The 16,710-nt window shown below is 66.3% G+C and carries 15 protein-coding genes, 3 tRNA genes and 2 pseudogenes; 9 read left to right on the top strand and 11 right to left on the bottom strand.

Going from position 1 to position 16,710, the window contains the following annotated elements; genetic code table 11:
- Nucleotides 1-3 precede the first annotated feature (3 nt).
- The gene (gene tssA / locus G4G31_RS13780) at nt 4-999 is read left to right on the top strand and encodes a type VI secretion system protein TssA (RefSeq protein WP_182988178.1); all 996 of its coding nucleotides are present in this window, start codon (nt 4-6) and stop codon (nt 997-999) included.
- A gap of 193 nt (nt 1,000-1,192) precedes the next feature.
- Here the strand turns inward: tssA and G4G31_RS13785 are convergent, their stop codons facing one another.
- A complete protein-coding gene (locus tag G4G31_RS13785) occupies nt 1,193-1,771 on the bottom strand; it encodes a phasin family protein (RefSeq protein ID WP_182988179.1) in 579 nt (192 codons plus the stop codon).
- Nucleotides 1,772-2,027: 256 nt separating this feature from the next.
- Here G4G31_RS13785 and cueR point away from each other — a divergent pair, with 256 nt between their 5' ends.
- Nucleotides 2,028-2,417: a Cu(I)-responsive transcriptional regulator gene (gene cueR, locus G4G31_RS13790; protein ID WP_182988180.1), complete on the top strand. Its 390-nt coding sequence runs from the start codon at nt 2,028-2,030 to the stop codon at nt 2,415-2,417.
- Nucleotides 2,418-2,564: 147 nt separating this feature from the next.
- Here the strand turns inward: cueR and G4G31_RS13795 are convergent.
- The 3 genes from G4G31_RS13795 to G4G31_RS13805 form a co-directional block, all read right to left on the bottom strand.
- Nucleotides 2,565-2,649, bottom strand: a tRNA-Leu gene (locus G4G31_RS13795).
- A 104-nt stretch (nt 2,650-2,753) separates the two neighbouring features.
- Nucleotides 2,754-2,838, bottom strand: a tRNA-Leu gene (locus G4G31_RS13800).
- A gap of 58 nt (nt 2,839-2,896) precedes the next feature.
- A tRNA-Leu gene (locus tag G4G31_RS13805) sits at nt 2,897-2,981 on the bottom strand.
- A 424-nt stretch (nt 2,982-3,405) separates the two neighbouring features.
- Here G4G31_RS13805 and rnr point away from each other — a divergent pair.
- Nucleotides 3,406-6,141, top strand: coding sequence for a ribonuclease R (gene rnr, locus G4G31_RS13810; RefSeq protein ID WP_182988181.1), 2,736 nt, complete (start codon nt 3,406-3,408; stop codon nt 6,139-6,141).
- 110 nt (nt 6,142-6,251) lie between these two features.
- Here rnr and G4G31_RS13815 read toward each other — a convergent pair whose 3' ends face one another.
- Nucleotides 6,252-6,650 carry a hypothetical protein gene (locus G4G31_RS13815; protein ID WP_182988182.1) on the bottom strand — a complete coding sequence of 133 codons (399 nt, stop codon included), beginning with the start codon at nt 6,648-6,650 and terminating at the stop codon, nt 6,252-6,254.
- Here G4G31_RS13815 and rlmB point away from each other — a divergent pair.
- The gene (gene rlmB / locus G4G31_RS13820; RefSeq protein WP_182988183.1) at nt 6,649-7,383 is read left to right on the top strand and encodes a 23S rRNA (guanosine(2251)-2'-O)-methyltransferase RlmB; all 735 of its coding nucleotides are present in this window, start codon (nt 6,649-6,651) and stop codon (nt 7,381-7,383) included. The genes G4G31_RS13815 and rlmB overlap by 2 nt on opposite strands.
- Nucleotides 7,384-7,641: 258 nt before the next feature.
- On the opposite strand, the gene G4G31_RS13825 is transcribed toward rlmB, so the two are convergent.
- A complete protein-coding gene (locus G4G31_RS13825) occupies nt 7,642-8,307 on the bottom strand; it encodes a hypothetical protein (protein WP_182988184.1) in 666 nt (221 codons plus the stop codon).
- On the bottom strand, nt 8,288-9,082 hold the full coding sequence (locus G4G31_RS13830; protein ID WP_182988185.1) for a hypothetical protein: 795 nt from the start codon (nt 9,080-9,082) through the stop codon (nt 8,288-8,290). The genes G4G31_RS13825 and G4G31_RS13830 overlap by 20 nt, the downstream gene beginning before the upstream one ends.
- 235 nt (nt 9,083-9,317) lie before the next feature.
- On the opposite strand from G4G31_RS13830, the pseudogene cysE reads away from it, so the two are divergent.
- Together cysE and G4G31_RS13840 are read left to right on the top strand one after the other, a co-directional pair.
- Nucleotides 9,318-10,053: pseudogene (cysE, locus tag G4G31_RS13835) on the top strand (serine O-acetyltransferase).
- Between the two features lie 8 nt (nt 10,054-10,061).
- Nucleotides 10,062-10,771, top strand: a pseudogene (locus tag G4G31_RS13840) (YceH family protein).
- 15 nt (nt 10,772-10,786) lie between these two features.
- Here the strand turns inward: G4G31_RS13840 and G4G31_RS13845 are convergent.
- From G4G31_RS13845 to G4G31_RS13860, 4 genes are all read right to left on the bottom strand, one after another.
- Complete coding sequence (locus tag G4G31_RS13845; protein ID WP_182988186.1) at nt 10,787-11,527, bottom strand: alpha/beta fold hydrolase; 741 nt, start codon at nt 11,525-11,527, stop codon at nt 10,787-10,789.
- A 254-nt stretch (nt 11,528-11,781) separates the two neighbouring features.
- Entirely contained in the window at nt 11,782-12,759 is a 978-nt protein-coding gene (locus G4G31_RS13850; protein ID WP_229424965.1) for a hypothetical protein, read from the bottom strand.
- A gap of 5 nt (nt 12,760-12,764) precedes the next feature.
- Nucleotides 12,765-13,637, bottom strand: a complete 873-nt coding sequence (locus G4G31_RS13855) for an ABC transporter ATP-binding protein (protein WP_182988188.1) — start codon at nt 13,635-13,637, stop codon at nt 12,765-12,767.
- Entirely contained in the window at nt 13,634-14,002 is a 369-nt protein-coding gene (locus tag G4G31_RS13860) for a GntR family transcriptional regulator (RefSeq protein ID WP_182988189.1), read from the bottom strand. The genes G4G31_RS13855 and G4G31_RS13860 overlap by 4 nt, the downstream gene beginning before the upstream one ends.
- A gap of 250 nt (nt 14,003-14,252) precedes the next feature.
- Here G4G31_RS13860 and G4G31_RS13865 point away from each other — a divergent pair, with 250 nt between their 5' ends.
- From G4G31_RS13865 to G4G31_RS13875, 3 genes are read left to right on the top strand one after another with little or no spacing between them, the layout of a single operon-like run.
- Nucleotides 14,253-14,645, top strand: coding sequence for a hypothetical protein (locus G4G31_RS13865; protein WP_182988190.1), 393 nt, complete (start codon nt 14,253-14,255; stop codon nt 14,643-14,645).
- On the top strand, nt 14,642-16,012 hold the full coding sequence (locus G4G31_RS13870) for a hypothetical protein (RefSeq protein WP_182988191.1): 1,371 nt from the start codon (nt 14,642-14,644) through the stop codon (nt 16,010-16,012). Before G4G31_RS13865 ends, G4G31_RS13870 begins: the two co-directional genes overlap by 4 nt.
- Nucleotides 15,954-16,658, top strand: a complete 705-nt coding sequence (locus G4G31_RS13875; RefSeq protein WP_182988192.1) for a hypothetical protein — start codon at nt 15,954-15,956, stop codon at nt 16,656-16,658. The genes G4G31_RS13870 and G4G31_RS13875 overlap by 59 nt, the downstream gene beginning before the upstream one ends.
- The last annotated feature ends 52 nt before the right edge of the window (nt 16,659-16,710 follow it).

The raw sequence follows: 16,710 nt of genomic DNA on the forward strand, positions 1-16,710 counted from the left end.
CCCATGCTCGACGTCGAACAGTTACTCAAGCCGGTCAGCGTGGAGAGCCCCTGCGGCGAGGACCTGGCGTTTTCCAGCGAGGTGGACGCGATTGCCCAGGCACGCAAGGCCGACGACCCGTCGCTGGAGCAGGGGGCATGGGTCACCACGCTCAAGGAAGCGGACTGGAAGTTCGTCAGCAAGCGCTGCGCGCTCCTGATTGAAACGCGCAGCAAGGACTTGCAGCTGGCGGTCTGGCTGGCCGAGGCCACCGCCGGGACGGCCGGGCTGCGGGCGCTGGGCGAAGCGCTGCTGGCGATCGCCGGCTTGTGCGAGCGCTGGGACGGGCTGTATCCGCAGCCGGACGAAGACGGTTTCGAACGCCGCATCGGTAACCTGTGCTGGATCGCGGCGCGCATTCCCCAACTGGCGACGGAATGCCCGGTGACCGAAGGCGCCACGTTCTCGATGCGCGACATCGAAGCGGCCCGTGCCCATGGTGCGGAAGCGATCGCCGAGGTCGAGGCGGCGCGCAGCCGGACTTCGCGAGCCTTCCAGCAGGCCCTGCTCGAGGATTGCCAGCACTGCCCGGATGCGCTCGCCAGACTGGAGGAAGCCGTCGACGCGCGACTGGGCGTGGACGGGCCGAGCTTCAGCACCGCGCGCAACGCCTTGCAGAACCTGGCGCACTTCGTGACGCCTGCGACTGCCGCCGTCGCCGTCAGCGCGGTCTCCGCGGCGCCGGCGCCGGCAGTGGCGGGCGTGGCGGCCGCTGGCGCGATGGCCTTGCCGATGCCGGCCAGCGTGCTGCAGACCCGCGCCCAGGCGCTGGCCCAGCTGCGCGCGGTGGCCGACTACTTCCGCCACACCGAGCCGCACAGCCCGGTCGCCTACCTGGCCGACAAGGCGGCGGCCTGGGGCGAACAGCCGCTGCACCTCTGGCTCAGGAGCGTGGTGAAGGATGCGGGCGCACTGGCCCATGTCGAAGAACTGCTGGGAATCGAAGGCGAGGGAACTTAGCGTGCCTGACAAACCCTCCATAGCCACGTTGCGGCGCCTTGCTCTGGAGGGTTTCTCGGGCGCGCCCGAATGGGCAGAGGTGACGAAATAATCTTTCACCCGCAGTCAGGGGTGAAAGATTATTCCAGGGCGGCCGGCTGCCGCCCTGTTTTTTTGAGACCGCGCGAAAATCGGCAGCTTGTCCGGTTGCCGCTCAGCCCCCGCCCTCCCGGCCGTCAGAGGCCTTCGCTGCGTCACCGCCGCCGGGCCGGACCATCGCCGACGCCTTGGCGATCTGGTCTTCCACGTTCTGCACCGCCTGGCGCGTGGCCTGGGTCACCTGTTCGTAGCCCTGGAAGGCATTGTCGATGGCGGACTTGATGATCTCGACCGCATTCTCCGAGCCTGGCTTGACGTTCTGCGTGACGTCGTAGATCAGCGCCGAGAGCGTGCTCTTGGCTTCGGCCATGTGGACGTCGGCCGCACGCCTGAACTCGCTCTGCATCTCTTCGATGATGGCCTTGAACTGGTCGCGGTACTCGGCGTTGCCGGCCATGTCGGGCGACATCCGGGCGGACAGTGCATCGAAGGCGGCGCGGGCGTCGCGCGCCTGGGAGAGGTCGCGGCTGGCGGAGAGGGTCTTGTCCATCGTGCTGCGGGCGGTATTCATGTTGAGCGCCACCACCTGTTCGAGACCTCTGACAGTCTTGTTGGCGAGCATGTCGAAGGTCTGCATTTGCAGGTCGAACAGGGTTTTGGTGGCGGATGCGAATTGTTCCGGACTCGTGAACATCAATGTCTCCTCGGGTTTTTTTGGATCAAACGACGGACGACGTACGATTCTGCCGCACCTATTATTGGGCAACGATGAGCTTTCTGCAACGGCCGTCCCGATACGAAGTGGCGGCCGGATGGAGCAGCCCATGGCAGCGAGCATAAACGACAGGGACCGTCCGTCAAGCGCGGCCTTGACCTTGTCATCGTGGGAAGGTATATGCTGGGGTGATCTACTCGACAGGATCGGCACCATGAATACCCCATCGGGCGCAATGAACATCGGCGACGCGGCGCACGCGTCAGGCGTCTCGGCCAAGATGATCCGCCATTACGAGGCCATCGGACTCATCAAGCCTGCGCACCGTAGCGAGGCCGGCTACCGGCGCTATTCAGGCCAGGACCTGCGCGTGCTGCAATTCATCCACCGCGCGCGCGGACTCGGGTTTTCCCTCGCGCAGATCGGCGCGCTGCTGGCGCTGTGGCAGGACCGTTCGCGCGCGAGCAGCGACGTGCACGCCCTGGCGCAGGCGCATATCGAGGCGTTGAACCAGAAGATCGCGGAGATGGAAGCGATGCGGCGCACGCTCGAGCAATTGGCAGCGTCCTGCCACGGGGATGCGCGCTCTGCGTGTCCGATCCTGGATGATCTGGCGGGGCAGTAGAAGAGGGAGCGTACAACGCAAAACGCCGCAAACCTTTTGCAAGGATTGCGGCGTAAGGAGAGCTCAGAAACGCAAAACGCCGCAAACCTTTTGCAAGGATTGCGGCGTTTTGCGCCGGTAACCGGATACTGCCTGCACCAGAAAACTTGGTGCCCACGGAGGGACTCGAACCCCCACACCTCGCGGCACATGGACCTGAACCATGCGCGTCTACCAATTCCGCCACGTGGGCACTGCAACTGCTAACACTACGCTACCTTCCGCGTGGGCACGGAGTGCCCACCCTACGGTATCGCGATACTACTACTACTACTTCTGCGGATGACTGCCAGTAGATGGTGCCCACGGAGGGACTCGAACCCCCACACCTCGCGGCACATGGACCTGAACCATGCGCGTCTACCAATTCCGCCACGTGGGCACTGGTACTGCTCATACAACGCTTTACAACGAACTGCTGCGGACAACTTCCGGTAGAGTGGTGCCCACGGAGGGACTCGAACCCCCACACCTCGCGGCACATGGACCTGAACCATGCGCGTCTACCAATTCCGCCACGTGGGCACTGATACTGCTTGTTACCGAAGCTGATACAATATCAGGCTTTCCAGTTTTTCGCTAGATCAACTTTCGTCGCTCGCTGCGTCAAACTTGCCCGACCTTGCCGCTTTTTTCTTCCGCTTCACATGCTGTCGTTGCGAAAGAGCCGAGATTATAGCGGAAGGATTGCAAATGTCAAAGACCCTTCCTTGGGGAAATTCGCAAGCTCGCACGACGGTGCTGCGAGGGGCAGTGGTCCGGATGATGCATGCCGAGGCCGCATATCCGCCCAGGCCCATCCCGAGGTCCGCGCACGCTGAAGCACGCACATTGCGCACGGTACGTTAGGCGAATCGCGCGGTCCTCCGTTACACTACGCCTGTCAAGCTGTCAATCCAACCACGGTGCCGGCCGGTCCGGCGCTTAAAAAAGAATTCAAGAAAACGATTTGAAGCAACCTACTCATACCATTCCTAGCCGCGAGGAAATCCTCGGCGTGTTTCGTGATGCAGGCGCACCGCTCGACGCAGCAGCGCTTGCCCGTGCCCTGCAAGTCAAGCCGGCTGCCCAGGAAGTCCTGGGCCGGCGCCTGAACGCGATGGAGCGCGATGGCCAGATCCGCACCAACGGCAACGGCCTCTATATGCTGGCCGACCAGTCCGGTTTCATCGCCGGCAAGATCGCCGCGCACCGCGACGGTTTCGGCTTCGTCATTCCGGATGAACCAGGCGACGACCTGTTCTTGAACGACAAGGAAATGCAGAAGGTACTGCATGGCGACCGCGTCCTCGCGAAGATCGTCGGCACCGACCGCCGCGGCCGTCCGGAAGGCACCATCGTCGAAGTCGTCGAACGTGCCAATACCCACATCATCGGCCGCCTGCTCAACGAAGGCGGCGTCTGGATCGTCTCGCCCGAAGACCAGCGCATGAGCCAGGACATCCTGGTCGCCGGTTCCCCGGGCAAGGCGCGCGCCGGGCAGGTGGTGAGCGTCGAGCTGATCGAACAGCCGGCGCGTTTCCAGCAGCCGACCGGCCGCATCGTCGAAGTCCTCGGCGAACTGGACGACCCGGGCATGGAAATCGAAATCGCCGTGCGCAAGTTCGGTGTGCCGCATGTATTCTCGCCAGCCGCACTGAAGCAGGCGGGCAAGCTGCCGAGCGAAGTACGCGATGCCGACCTGGTCGACCGCGTCGACCTGCGCGATGTGCCGCTTGTCACCATCGACGGCGAAGACGCGCGCGACTTCGACGATGCCGTCTACTGCGAACCGGTCAAGGTCGGCGCCGAGGATGGCTTCCGCCTGCTGGTCGCCATCGCCGACGTCAGCCATTACGTGAAACCGAACGATGCGCTCGATGCGGACGCGATCGAGCGCAGCACCTCGGTGTATTTCCCGCGCCGGGTGATCCCGATGCTGCCGGAAAAGCTCTCGAACGGCCTGTGCTCGCTGAACCCGGCCGTCGACCGCCTCTGCCTGGTCTGCGACATGGTCGTGACCAGCGCCGGCGAAGTCACCGCCTACCAGTTCTATCCGGCCGTGATGCACTCGGCCGCGCGCCTGACCTATAACCAGGTGGCCGAAGTGCTGGCCGACCGCCACGGCGAGGAAGCCGCACGCCGTCCGGCCATCGTGCCGCACCTCTTGAACCTGAACGCGGCCTTCCACGCGCTCTTGAAAGCGCGCCACGAGCGCGGCGCCATCGATTTCGAAACGACGGAAACCTATATCGTCTGCAATGCGATGGGCAAGATCGAGAAGATCATCCCGCGCACCCGCAACGACGCGCACCGCCTGATCGAGGAATGCATGCTGGCCGCGAACGTCTGCGCCGCCGACCTCCTGATCCGCCACAAGCATCCGGGCACCTTCCGCATCCACGGCACCCCGACCGAGGAAAAGCTGAACCAGCTGCGCACCTTCCTGCGCCAGGCCGGCCTGAACCTCGGCGGCGGCACCAAGCCGACCGCGGGCGACTACGCCGCCGTCATGCGCGAGATCAAGGACCGTCCGGACGCGGCACTGCTGCAGACCATGCTGCTGCGCTCGATGCAGCAGGCCGTCTACAGCCCCGACAACGTCGGCCACTTCGGCCTGGCCTACGAGGCCTATGCCCACTTCACCAGCCCGATCCGCCGCTACCCGGACCTGCTGACCCACCGCGCCATCAAGGCCATCCTGCTGGGCCGCAGGTACGAGCCGAAAGGCATCGACGTCTCGAAGCTCAACACCACCGTCTCGAACGCCGTGCGCAAGCAGGCCGCGAAAGACAAGGCGGAAGGCAAGTCGAAGGAAGAGAAAGACCTGACCATCTGGGACGCGCTGGGCGTGCACTGCTCGGCCAACGAGCGCCGCGCCGACGAAGCTTCGCGCGACGTCGAGAACTGGCTCAAGTGCTTCTACATGCAGGACAAGCTGGGCGAATCGTTCACCGGTGTCATCGCCGGCGTCACCACCTTCGGCATCTTCGTGCAGCTCGACGAACTGTATGTCGAAGGCCTGGTGCACATCACCGGCCTGGGCCAGGATTATTTCCAGTACGACGAAGCGCGCCACCTGCTGCGCGGCGAACGCACCGGCAGGACTTTCGGCCTGACCGACCGCGTGACCGTGCAGGTCGCGAAAGTCGACCTCGAAGCACGCAAGATCGACCTGGTGCTGGCGGAGGAGGGAGCTGCCGCACCGGCGCAGCCGCAAGGACAGCAGAGCCAGCAGGACGGGCAGAATGCACGCGCCGACGGCGGCCGCGGCAACCGCGGCGGTAACGGGAACGCCAGCAACGGCGGGCGCGGCGGACAGCAGAAGCAGGAAGGCAATCGCGATGGCGGCCGCGAAGGCGGCGGCAAGCGTTCGCGCCGCAACCGCAGGAATGGCGGCGCCGCCAACCTGTCGACGCCTGGCCACCTCGACGAGCCGGCGGTCGACACGCTCGCACTGACCGCCGTGGCGGTGCCGCAGCCGCAGGTCGACGAAGCCGATCCGGACCAGCCGTCCGCGAAACCATCGCGCCGTGCCCGCAAGAACGCCGCGGCCGCGCGCCGCCGTGAGGAAGCGGAGACGGAATCGGCCGCGCAGGCAGCCGCAGCGGTCGTGGCCGCGGAGCCGGTTGCCACACCGGCGGCCGACGCACCCGCCGCAGGGGAGCAAGCCATCGCGCAAGGGACGCAAGAGCGCAACAGCTGATGCCGCCGCGTCGCGCCAGCGCGATGCCGAGGCCGCGGACGAGCCGGCGCCCCAGCCGGCCGCCGAGCCAGCACCTGCACCGGCAGCCGTCGCGGAAACGCCGCCGGCCGTCAAGCGTGCGCGCCGTACCAGGGCGCGCAGGCTGCCGAGGACAGCGTTCCAGGCCCGGTGCCAGCTGCCGCGCCGGCAGCACCTGCGCTTGCCGAACCGGCAGCGGACACGCCAGCGGCCAAGCCGCGCCGAGCCCGTGCGGACAAGGCCGCCTCTCCAGCGTCGGAGGCCCCGGCAAAGAAGAGCACCGCAACAAAGAGCGCCGCGACCAGGACGCCTGCAGTCAAGACCGCGGCGACGAAGAGCACCGCAGCCAAGAGCACCGCAGCGAAGAGCACCGCAGCGAAGAGCACCGAAACCAGGAGCGCCGCCACCAAGAGCGCCGCCACCAAACCCGCCGCGAAGAAGTCGGTCGCGGCAGGCAGCACCACCTCCAAAACGAAGAAGAAGTAAGGCATGAAGAATAAAATGATTTTCGGCTTCCACGCGGTGACCTCGCGGCTGCGCCACGAGGCCCAATCGGTGGAAGAGATCTTTGTCGACGCCGAGCGCAACGACGCCCGCATGAAGGCCCTGATCGCGAACGCGAAAGAGGCCGGCGTGCGCGTCATGCCGGTCGACGCCGCCCGTCTCGACAAGATCGTCGGCACCCGCCGCCACCGGGGCGTGATCGCCTTTGCCAGCCAGCTGGCGCTGGCGCGCAACCTCGACGAGCTGCTCGATGCCATCGACGGCCCGCCGCTGCTGCTCATCCTCGACGGCATCACCGACCCGCACAACCTGGGCGCCTGCCTGCGCGTGGCCGACGGCGTTGGCGCGCATGCGGTCATCGTGCCGAAGGACCGCGCGGTTGGCCTGAACGCCACCGCGGCGAAGGTCGCCAGCGGCGCCGCCGAGACGGTTCCCTACATCACGGTGACGAACCTGGCGCGCACCATGCGCGACCTGAAGGACCGCGGCATCTGGCTGATCGGCACCTCCGACGATGCCGACAAGGGCCTCTACGAAGCCGACTTCACCGGCCCGACCGCGCTCGTCATGGGTTCCGAAGGCGAGGGCATGCGCCGCCTCACCCGCGAAACCTGCGATTTACTGGTGTCCATCCCGATGTTTGGCTCGGTCGAGAGCCTGAACGTGTCGGTGGCGTCGGGCGTCTGCCTGTACGAGGCACGCCGCCAGCGCGGAGCCTGAACGGGCTTGCGGAACCGGACCTTCCCGCGAGGTCCGATGCCTCCGGCAAATGGGCTGTCCGATTCTGTCGGCAGCCCATTTTTCGTTTTGGCGCCGTGAACATGGCATGCGGCCGTGCAAAATGTGGCCGGCACGCTACAGCCTGCTCATGCATGGCAAGTGTTGCGTAGGTGCAATTTGTGCCGCTGCCAGCGACGGATAATGGGTGCGCCTTGCCCCCCATTCCGACCCCGCTGGAGGAAACATGACTTCGCCTTGCTATCGCCCTTCAGGCCGCGTGCCGGCAGTGGCGTATCCGATCGCCTTCATCGTCTCCAGCGCACTGCTTCCGTTTGCGTGGCTGTACGCATGGCTGATCATCCATGCGCCTGTCGTCATCAAGGTGTTCATCGCCTTCGGCATGTCGTTCGCGATCGGCTGGCTGGTGAAATTCCTTGTTGCGCAGGGCAAGGTGCGCAATCCGGCCTGGGCCAGCCGCGCCGGCACCGTCCTGGGCCTGGCAGGCTGGTACCTCGGGTGGTGCGCGTGGGGAGCGCTGACGATGTGCGCACTCGGCCGGGAGGAGCTGGGCGTGATCGCCGGCCAGATATTCGTGAAGCTCGCCACGCAGCCGTGGTTGCTGTTCCGGCTTGCAGCCGACACTGTCCCCACCGGCACGACGAACCTGTCGGGCTGGCCGCTCAGCGGCATCTGGCTGGCCGGCGTCTGGCTGCTCGAACTTGCCATCCACCTGATGCTCCCGCCCTTGTTGGCACGCATGCGCGCGGAGGAGCCGTTCTGCGAAGCGACGAACGCCTGGGCCGAAAGAATCTTGGTCCGGCGCAGGTTCCATCCCGTCGACGCCGCCCGGACCTCGGCCTGGCTGGAAGCCGATCCCCAGGCCATCCGTGCCGTCCTGAGCCCGTCAGCGGCGGATGGGACCAAGAGCCACGCCGAGGTGATTCTTTACCGCGGCGGCGGGCTTGACGCCCATGTCTCGGTCACCAACGTGCATGTCAGTCTTGGCGAGAAAGGCCAGGTGAACAAACGGCGCGAAGCCGTGGTCGAGTACCTGCGCCTGCCGCACACGAACGTCGATGCGCTGGTCGGGGAGTTGCTTGGCCAGGCGCTGGGCGAGTTGGGCAGCGAAGCCGCTGCGGCACTGCCGGTAGCCCCGGGGCTTGCTGCTGCGCTCGCGCACCTGGAAGCGGGACGGCATGCCGAGGCAAGCGAGGCGGCGCTGCCGCATGTGGCCTCCGGCGATGTCGCCGTGCGCTCGGATGCGCGCAGGATCTGCGCGCTGGCCTGCTCGCGCCTCGGTCACTGGACGAGCGCGGCCCGCCATTTCGAGTCCCTGTTCGACGAGGAGCCGAGCGCCCACAATGCCCTGCAGCTGGCGACCACGACGGTCATGGCGGGCAGCTTGCAGGATGGCCTGGAGTGGATCGAGCAGGCCCTGGCGATCAATGCGCAATCCGGCGAATTGCCGCGCATGACGCTGCTGACGAGTTTCGTCACCGCCTTGAAACAGGCCGGACGCGCGGCTGAGGCGATGCCCTACGTCGACCAGATCCGCCTGGCCTACACCGAGCTCGGTTCGACCGACCCGACCGTCCTTTACGCGCGCTCGATGCCCTTCTTCAGCGCCTTCCTGGCCAACAGCCTCGGTTTCGTGCGCGCCGCGCTCGGGCCGGAGCAGGGCAGGCGCTGGTATGCCCACATGCTGCCGAGCCTGGACGCGGCCGGCAGGGCAGAGCTGGACGCATGGCTGGCCAGCGAATTCGGCCCGGCGCTCAGCCAGGCCGAGGACTGCGGCGGCGACGGGCGGCCGCACCGACCCACGCTTGCCCGGGAGGCCGGTGGCGCGCCGAATCGCCGGCGTCGAAATCGGTCCTGTCCAAGCGGCCCCGCGGCGGATAAGCTACCATTGCCGCTGTTTTCATTCTGTCCTCATTATGTTTTACTCGTTGCGCGAAGATATCAACAGCATCATCGAACGCGACCCGGCCGCCCGCAACGGCTGGGAAGTGCTCACCTGCTATCCCGGCCTGCATGCGATCGTCCTGCACCGCTGGGCACACGCATGCTGGCGCATGAACCTGAAATGGCTGGGACGCTTCCTGTCCTACCTGGCGCGCGTCGTTACCGGCATCGAAATCCACCCGGGCGCCACCATCGGCCGGCGCGTCTTCATCGACCACGGCTTCGGCGTCGTCATCGGCGAGACCGCCGTCGTCGGCGACGACTGCACCATCTACCAGGGCGTGACCCGGGCGGCACGACGCTCACCGCCGGCACCAAGCGCCACCCGACGCTCGAGCGCGGCGTGATCGTCGGCGCCGGCGCCCGGTGCTGGGCGCCTTCACGGTGGGCGAATTCGCCAAGATCGGCTCGAATGCCGTCGTCGTGAAACCCCTGCCGGCCGGCGCCACCGCGGTGGGCAACCCGGCCCACATCATCCGCAAGGAAGACCAGTCGAGGAGTGCACGCATGTTCGCCGCCTATGGTGTCACGCCCAACGGCGACGATCCGCTCTCGAAAGCCCTGCGCGGCCTGATCGACCACGTCGCGCGCCAGGACGAGCAGCTCGAACGCCTGACGGCCACCATCCAGGCCGCCGGCATCGCCTGTCCGAACATGCGCGAGGGTGATAAACTCGATTCCGCCGAACTGAACCGGCTGGTCGACTGAGGAAATCCATGACTGACGAATCCATGAGCGCGGCGGCGGGCGATGCCGCCAATGCCGCCAATGCCGGCGCGAACGTGCTGGACCCATTCGAGATCCGCGTGCTCGCGGTGCTGGCCGAGAAAGAGGCGCTCACGCCCGACAACTATCCGATGACGCTCAACGCCATCGTCAACGGCTGCAACCAGCTTTCCAGCCGCGATCCGGTCATGCAGCTGGGCGAAGATACCGTGCAGGACACGCTGCAGCGCCTGACCGAGCGGCGCCTGGTGAACGCCGTGAGCGCGGCCGGCGCGCGCGTCATCAAGTACGAGCACCGCATGCGCATCAAGTGGACGCTCGAGCAGGACAAGGTGGCGGTACTCACCGTGCTGATGCTGCGCGGCCTGCAGACGGCCGGCGAAATCCGCACCCGCAGCGGGCGCCTGCACGAATTCAGGACGGTGGCCGAGGTCGAGGCCACGCTGCAGTTTTGATCGACAAATACCCGCCGCTCGTGGCCAGGCTCGAGCGCGCCCCCGGCACCAAGGAATCGCGCTATGGCCAGCTGCTCGGCGGCGAAATCTCCGCCGCGCGCGACGACTCCGCCTTTGGCGCCGCGGCGCCTGCTGCTGCGCCCGGCAGCCGCATCGGCCAGCTGGAAGCAGAAGTCGCCGGGCTGCGCGGTGAAATCGCCGAGCTCAAGGCACAGTTCGAAGCCTTCCGCCAGCAGTTCCAGTAAGCGGCGCTCCCCGCGTCAGCGCCCGGGGCGCTTGTCGGCCGCGGCCATCACCTTCTCGACGGCGGCGATCACGAGTTCCGGTTCTTCGAGCTCGATATTGTGGCCGCTGCGCGCCGTCAGCACTTGCGAGCCGTCGCTGAACTGGCGCAGGAAGTTTGCGTGCAGGCCCTGCTTGATCGCCACCGCTTGCGGGGCCTGGACGAAGAACTCGGGCTTCTCGGTCTGCTGCACCGAGGTCAGCACCACGGTCGGCACGTCCGGCAGCTTGCCTGCCAGCGCCAGCTTGCCGCTATCGAGCACGGGCTGCAGCAACCTCAATTCCGCCTGAAACCTGGCCGGGACAATGGCTGCGAACTGGCGGTCGTCGTTTGCGGCGCGTTCCGCGTCGAGCTTGCGCAAGGCTGGATTCAATCCCTCGTCGCTCGGGTCGACCAGCACCATGCCCGCCACCTGCTCCGGATGGCGCGCGGCGTAGCTGCGCACCAGCAGGCCGCCGTAGGAGTGGCCGACGAGGATGAAGGGCGGCGCCAGCTTCGCCGCTGCGACCAGCTGTTCCAGTTCCACGCTGTTCTGTTCGATGGTGCGCGGTTCCGGCCGCGCCTCCGAGCCGCCATGGCCGGCGCGCGAATAGGTGAAGACGCGCGCCTTGCCGGCCAGCGCAGGCGCCACCTTGCGCCAGGCGCGCAGGTCGGTGCCGAAGCCGGATTCGAAGATCACGGTGTAGCGGCCGCTGCCCGCGGTGGCGACCTGCGCCACGGTAGCTGGCGCCTGCCGCGGCGACCTGCTGGCTTGACGTCGGCAGCGCCGCCGGCGGCGTGGTCTGGGCCTGCGCCATGCAGGAGCACAAGGCCAGGACGCAAAAAAGCCTGCGATGCATGAATGTCATATCGTCTCGATTGTGTGGGAGGGGAGAGCGGCGGGAGCGCGGCGAGTCGCCGCGGTCCGCCAGGTGCCCCCACCGGATGGGCGGGGGCGGGAAGCGCACATCGCCGGGATGTGCGCGGGGAAGATCAGCCTTCGTCGCGCCAGCGGCGCAGGCGAATCGCACCGGCGATCATCGCCACCCCTGCCACCACGCCCGCCCACAGGTCCGGCTGGGCCAGGGTCTTCCAGGAGTAGGCCAGGATGCCCAGCATGTCCGCGCCATGGTCGCCGCGCGGCAGTGCCGAACCCGCGTCCATCAGCCAGGTGCCCGGCACCAGTCCGAACAGGCAGATCTCGATGACCTGGTCCACCAGCCAGTCGGCGTTGATGGTGGTGCCGGAATACATGCCCAGCAGGTAGTCGAGCCACTTGAGCAGGACCGCCGTCATCAGCGGCACGCCGACCGCCCACAGGAACACCTTCGACTTCGCCCAGCTCGACACCAGCATCAGCCAGCCGGCAGTCGGCAGCGCCCACAGCACGTAGACAGGCACCATCGCCACCAGGTACAGCGGCGTCAGGTAGAGCTTGGGGTTGGTCAGCACGGCGCCGAACAGGTGCAGGCCGTGGTAGCTCGCCGCCAGGCCGGCCAGCAGCAGGATCACGAGCGAGGTCACGACCGCGATGCCGATGCTGATCAGGGGCGCCGCCACCAGCACCGTGGCCAGTTTCGACAGCACGGTCTGGGTGTCCGATATCGGCAGCGACTTCCAGAACAGGATGCTGCGGTCGCGCCGGTCGTCGTAGAGCGCGGCCAGGCAGTAGAAGAAGGCGACCACCGGCAGCACCACCAGGATCGGGGCGCCGACCGCGACGTAATTGCCCGCGGCCGTGTCCGCGATCTGCTCGCGCACGACGGACGTGATGGCCTCGCCGGCGTGCGACCCGTGCACCTTCGCATTGCCAATGGAAATGGTGACGTCGTCCCCGGCCATCTTGCCGCTGGCGATGCCGTAGCCGACGACACCGCCGATCAGCACCACCATGATGATGGCGGCGATGAGCGGCGCCCAGACGAAGCCGCCCTTGTGCTCCCAGAACTCGCGGCGGAGCAGCCATTTCATCGTATTCATGCGTAGGTTCCTTTCATCGTTGCCACAAACAGGTCGGCCACGCTCGGGTTGCGGGTCTCGCCCAGGGCTGCCAGCTGGGCGCGCGACACGCCGCCGGCACGTGCCGAATCGAACAGCATCACCGACTTGCCGAACACGGTGCGCTGGTCCAGCGGCTGCAAGGCGTTGGCGGCGGTGACCTTGTCGGCGGCGACCATCACTTCCACATAGCGCTCGCCGACTTCGTCCATCGAAGCGGCCAGCACGATCTTGCCGTCGCGGATGAAGAGCAGGTCGGTCAGGATGTGCTCGACTTCTTCCACCTGGTGGGTGGTGATGACGATGGTCTTGTTCTCGTCAAAATAGTCCTCGAGCAAGTTCTGGTAGAACTGCTTGCGGTAGATGATGTCCAGTCCAAGCGTCGGTTCGTCGAGCACGAGGAGCTTGGCGTCGATGGCCATGACGAGCGCCAGGTGCAGCTGCACGATCATGCCCTTCGACATTTCCTTGACCTTCATGGTCGGGGTCAGGCGGGTGTTGGCGATATAGCGTTCGGCGCGGGCGCGGTCGAAGCGCGGATGCACGCCGGCCACGAAGTCGATCGCATCCATCACCCGCAGCCAGCGCGGCAGGATGGCCACGTCGGCGATGAAGCAGACGTCCTGCATCAGGGCGTCGCGCTGGGTGCGCGGGTCCAGTCCCATCACCGACAGTTCGCCGTCGAAGGGCACCAGGCCCAGCGCCGCCTTCAGGGTGGTGGTCTTGCCGGAACCGTTGGGGCCGATCAGGCCGACGATGCGCCCGGCCGGGATCTCGAAGTCGATGTTGTCGATGGCGGTGCGCTTGCCGTAGCGCTTGGACAGGCCGCGGGCGGAAATGACGGCGCTCATGCCGATCCTCCCGGCTGCGCAGTGTGCAGCAACTGTTCGATGTTCAGGCCCAGCAGGCGGATGCGTTCCACCATGGCCGGCCATTCTTCGCGCAGGAAGCGCTCGCGTTCGCTTGCAAGCAGTTTCTCGCTCGCTCCTTCAGTGACATACATGCCTATCCCCCTTCGTTTTTCTACTAGGTTTTCGTCCACCAATTCCTGGTATGCCTTGGATACGGTGATCGGGTTCAGTTGGTACTCGGCCGCGACCTGGCGAACCGAGGGCAGGGCGTCGCCTGCCTTCAGGACGCCGTCGAGCATCATGCCGATGACGCGGTCCTTGAGCTGGCGGTAAATGGGTGCGTTGTCGTTCCAGCCGATATTCATCGCCGGTCCTCCTGTCGTCTCGTCCTTGCGGCGTGTAAGCGCATCGCTGTCTCCTGTGGTGGGTATCGCTGTGGTGTTGTAGTGAACTATAACAGCGCCACTCTTTACAGCAGCCGCAACGCGACGAACTGCAGGAAAACGGACATGGACGGTCGAAATTCGCTGCCGGGACGAAACGCAAGCGCTCCTGACAACGCTTTCAATGTCTTGCATCAGGACTCGATCATGTTCCGGATAACAACAAGCCATTATGGTCGATTTTTCCACTGGAAAACTCACCAAGGATTGCATGCCCCGTACAGCGCGCAAATGGCAGCTCATCAATAGAAATATTCAATCGATTTTGCGCGCACGATTGGACACACATTTGTCATTTTTATATTTCTCTTTTACTATTTTTTCCAGTAGGAACAGCGCACGTTGCGCCGTCCGGAAAGCGGAGAAAAGAATGATCATGAAGCGAACAATGAAGCCCATCGAATTTGCAGTCGCCACGGTACTGCTCGGCCTGTTGGGTGGTTGCGGCGGTGGTGGTGGTGGTGGTGGTGGCGGTGGTGGTGGCGGTACGACCCCGCCACCACCGGTCGCGACCGACTTCACCCGGGCGGTACCGTCAGCGGCCTCGACCAGGGCGCCAGCGTGACCCTGGCCAACGGCGGCGAGACCCTGCCGGGCCTCGCCAACGGTATATTCACCTTCCCCACCAAGCTCAAGGCTGGCGCCACGTACAACGTCACGGCGACGCCGCCGGCCGGCTACACCTGCAAGGTCAGCAACGGCGCGGGCACGATGGGCAGCGCCAACAACACCTCGACCGCGGTTGCCTGCGCACCGGTGCAGCTGGCCGGCGCCATCACCGCCCTGCAGGAACCGCAGGGTGTGACCGGCGACGCCAATGGCAACCTGTACGTCGTCGACGGCGGCCCGAACGCGGTCCTGAAGATTGCGCCTAACGGCACCGTGACCACGCTGGCCGGCGGCACCGCCAAGCCTGGCTACGCCGACGGTCCGGGCGCCACCGCGCGCTTCCGCTTCCGCCTCGGCAGCGACGTGCTGGTCGATCCGCAAGGCACCCTGTTCGTCTCCGACGAGTGCAACGGCATGATCCGCAAGATCGCCGCCGACGGCACCGTGTCGACCCTGGCCGGTTCCGGCACGACCCTGTGCAACAACGTCAACCCGGGCGCCATCGGCACCGGCAGCGCCGACGGTGTCGGTACCGCCGCCAAGTTCGAGCGTCCGAACCGCATGGTGTCCGACGGCGCCGGCGGCGTGATCGTGATCGATTCGCTGGCCCGCGCCTCGGTGCGCCTGGTGAACGCGAACGGCACCGTGACCACCCGTAGCTGGCCTGTTCCGGTCGGCCTGAACGCTGCTCCGACCTTCTATGCGCTGGCACGCGGCCTGGACGGCACGCTGTACTTCTCCGACTTTGAAAGCCGCATCTGGAAAGACGTCGGCGGCACCCTGCAACTGTTCGCGGGCGGCGCGGTCGGCATCGGCTCGCAGGACGGTACCGGCGCCGGCGCGCGCTTCTCCGCCATCACCGACATGGTGGTCGCGCCAACCGGCGACCTGTACGTCGGCGACTTCGCGATGGTGCGCAAGGTGACCACGGCCGGGGTCGTCACGACCGTTGCCGGCAGCCCGACGCGCGGCTTCGCCGACGGCCAGGGCACGGCCGCACGCTTCAGCTCGATCCGTTCGATCGGCCTGGACGGCGCCAACCTGATCGTGGTCGACAATGACCAGAACAACCTGCGCCGCGTAGGCATGGACGGCACCGTGACGACCCTGTCGGCAACCCCGGCACTGCGCGGCTCGCAGGACGGCACCGGCGCGGCAGCCCGCTTCAACTGGCACACCTCGCTGGCAGCAGACACGGACCGGCAACGTCTACATGGTCGACAGCATCACCCACGTCGTGCGCAAGACGACGCCGGACGGTGTCGTGAGCACCATCGCCGGCAAGTCGGGCGTGGCAGGCGGCGCGGATGGCGCGGCGGCTAGCGCCACCTTCAACAGCCCGCGTGCCATCGCGGCAGGCAAGGACGGCTCGCTGTGGGTGGCCCAGGCGACGGGCCTGCGCCGTATCCTGAACGGCACGGTCAGCACCGTCGACCCGGCCATCTCGGCAACCAATGTCGCGGTCGACCCGGACGGCAACGCCATCGTCGTCTCGAACGGCCTGGTGCAGCGCGTGACCCCGCTTGGTGCCAAAACCGTGCTGGCAACCGCGGCGCAGGTGGCGACCCTGGTCGGCCAGCCGACCGTCAACTTCGCGCCGCAGGCCGTGGCCGTGAACGCCGCCGGCGACGTCTTCGTCTCCGACACCGGCACCGTGGCTGTCTACCGCATCACCAAGGCTGGCGTGCTGAGCGTGTTCGCCGGCACCCCGCTGAACGAAAAGGGCGATGTCGACGGTCCGGTGGGTACGGGCACGCTGGGCTTCTACGAGGTCGAATACATGACCATCGACGAAGCGGGCAACCTCTACCTGAGCGGCCAGGGCAGCGTGCGCAAGATCAGCCCGGCCGGCGTGCTGTCGACGCCTGACTACGGCTGGGGCAAGACGGTCATCGGTGCCGTCGCCTACTCGGGCGGCAAGCTGTACGGCATGACCCGCTACGCGCTGCTGCAGTCCTACCTGCCGTAATCCTGCAGGGTAAGTAGTCCGGCCTTCGGGGGAGTGGCGTGCAGGCGCCGCT

The sequence above is a fragment of the Massilia sp. Se16.2.3 genome, from assembly GCF_014171595.1.
Lineage (GTDB): Bacteria > Pseudomonadota > Gammaproteobacteria > Burkholderiales > Burkholderiaceae_D > Telluria.

Excerpts from the sequence above, each read along its gene's own strand:
- G4G31_RS13855 (WP_182988188.1), bottom strand. The coding sequence starts at position 13,637 with ATGAGCGCCGTCATTTCCGCCCGCGGCCTGTCCAAGCGCTACGGCAAG.
- G4G31_RS13860 (WP_182988189.1), bottom strand. The coding sequence starts at position 14,002 with ATGAATATCGGCTGGAACGACAACGCACCCATTTACCGCCAGCTCAAG.
- rlmB (WP_182988183.1), top strand. The coding sequence starts at position 6,649 with ATGAAGAATAAAATGATTTTCGGCTTCCACGCGGTGACCTCGCGGCTG.
- tssA (WP_182988178.1), top strand. The coding sequence starts at position 4 with ATGCTCGACGTCGAACAGTTACTCAAGCCGGTCAGCGTGGAGAGCCCC.
- G4G31_RS13815 (WP_182988182.1), bottom strand. The coding sequence starts at position 6,650 with ATGCCTTACTTCTTCTTCGTTTTGGAGGTGGTGCTGCCTGCCGCGACC.
- G4G31_RS13865 (WP_182988190.1), top strand. The coding sequence starts at position 14,253 with ATGGTCGATTTTTCCACTGGAAAACTCACCAAGGATTGCATGCCCCGT.
- G4G31_RS13850 (WP_229424965.1), bottom strand. The coding sequence starts at position 12,759 with ATGAAATGGCTGCTCCGCCGCGAGTTCTGGGAGCACAAGGGCGGCTTC.
- G4G31_RS13785 (WP_182988179.1), bottom strand. The coding sequence starts at position 1,771 with ATGTTCACGAGTCCGGAACAATTCGCATCCGCCACCAAAACCCTGTTC.
- cueR (WP_182988180.1), top strand. The coding sequence starts at position 2,028 with ATGAACATCGGCGACGCGGCGCACGCGTCAGGCGTCTCGGCCAAGATG.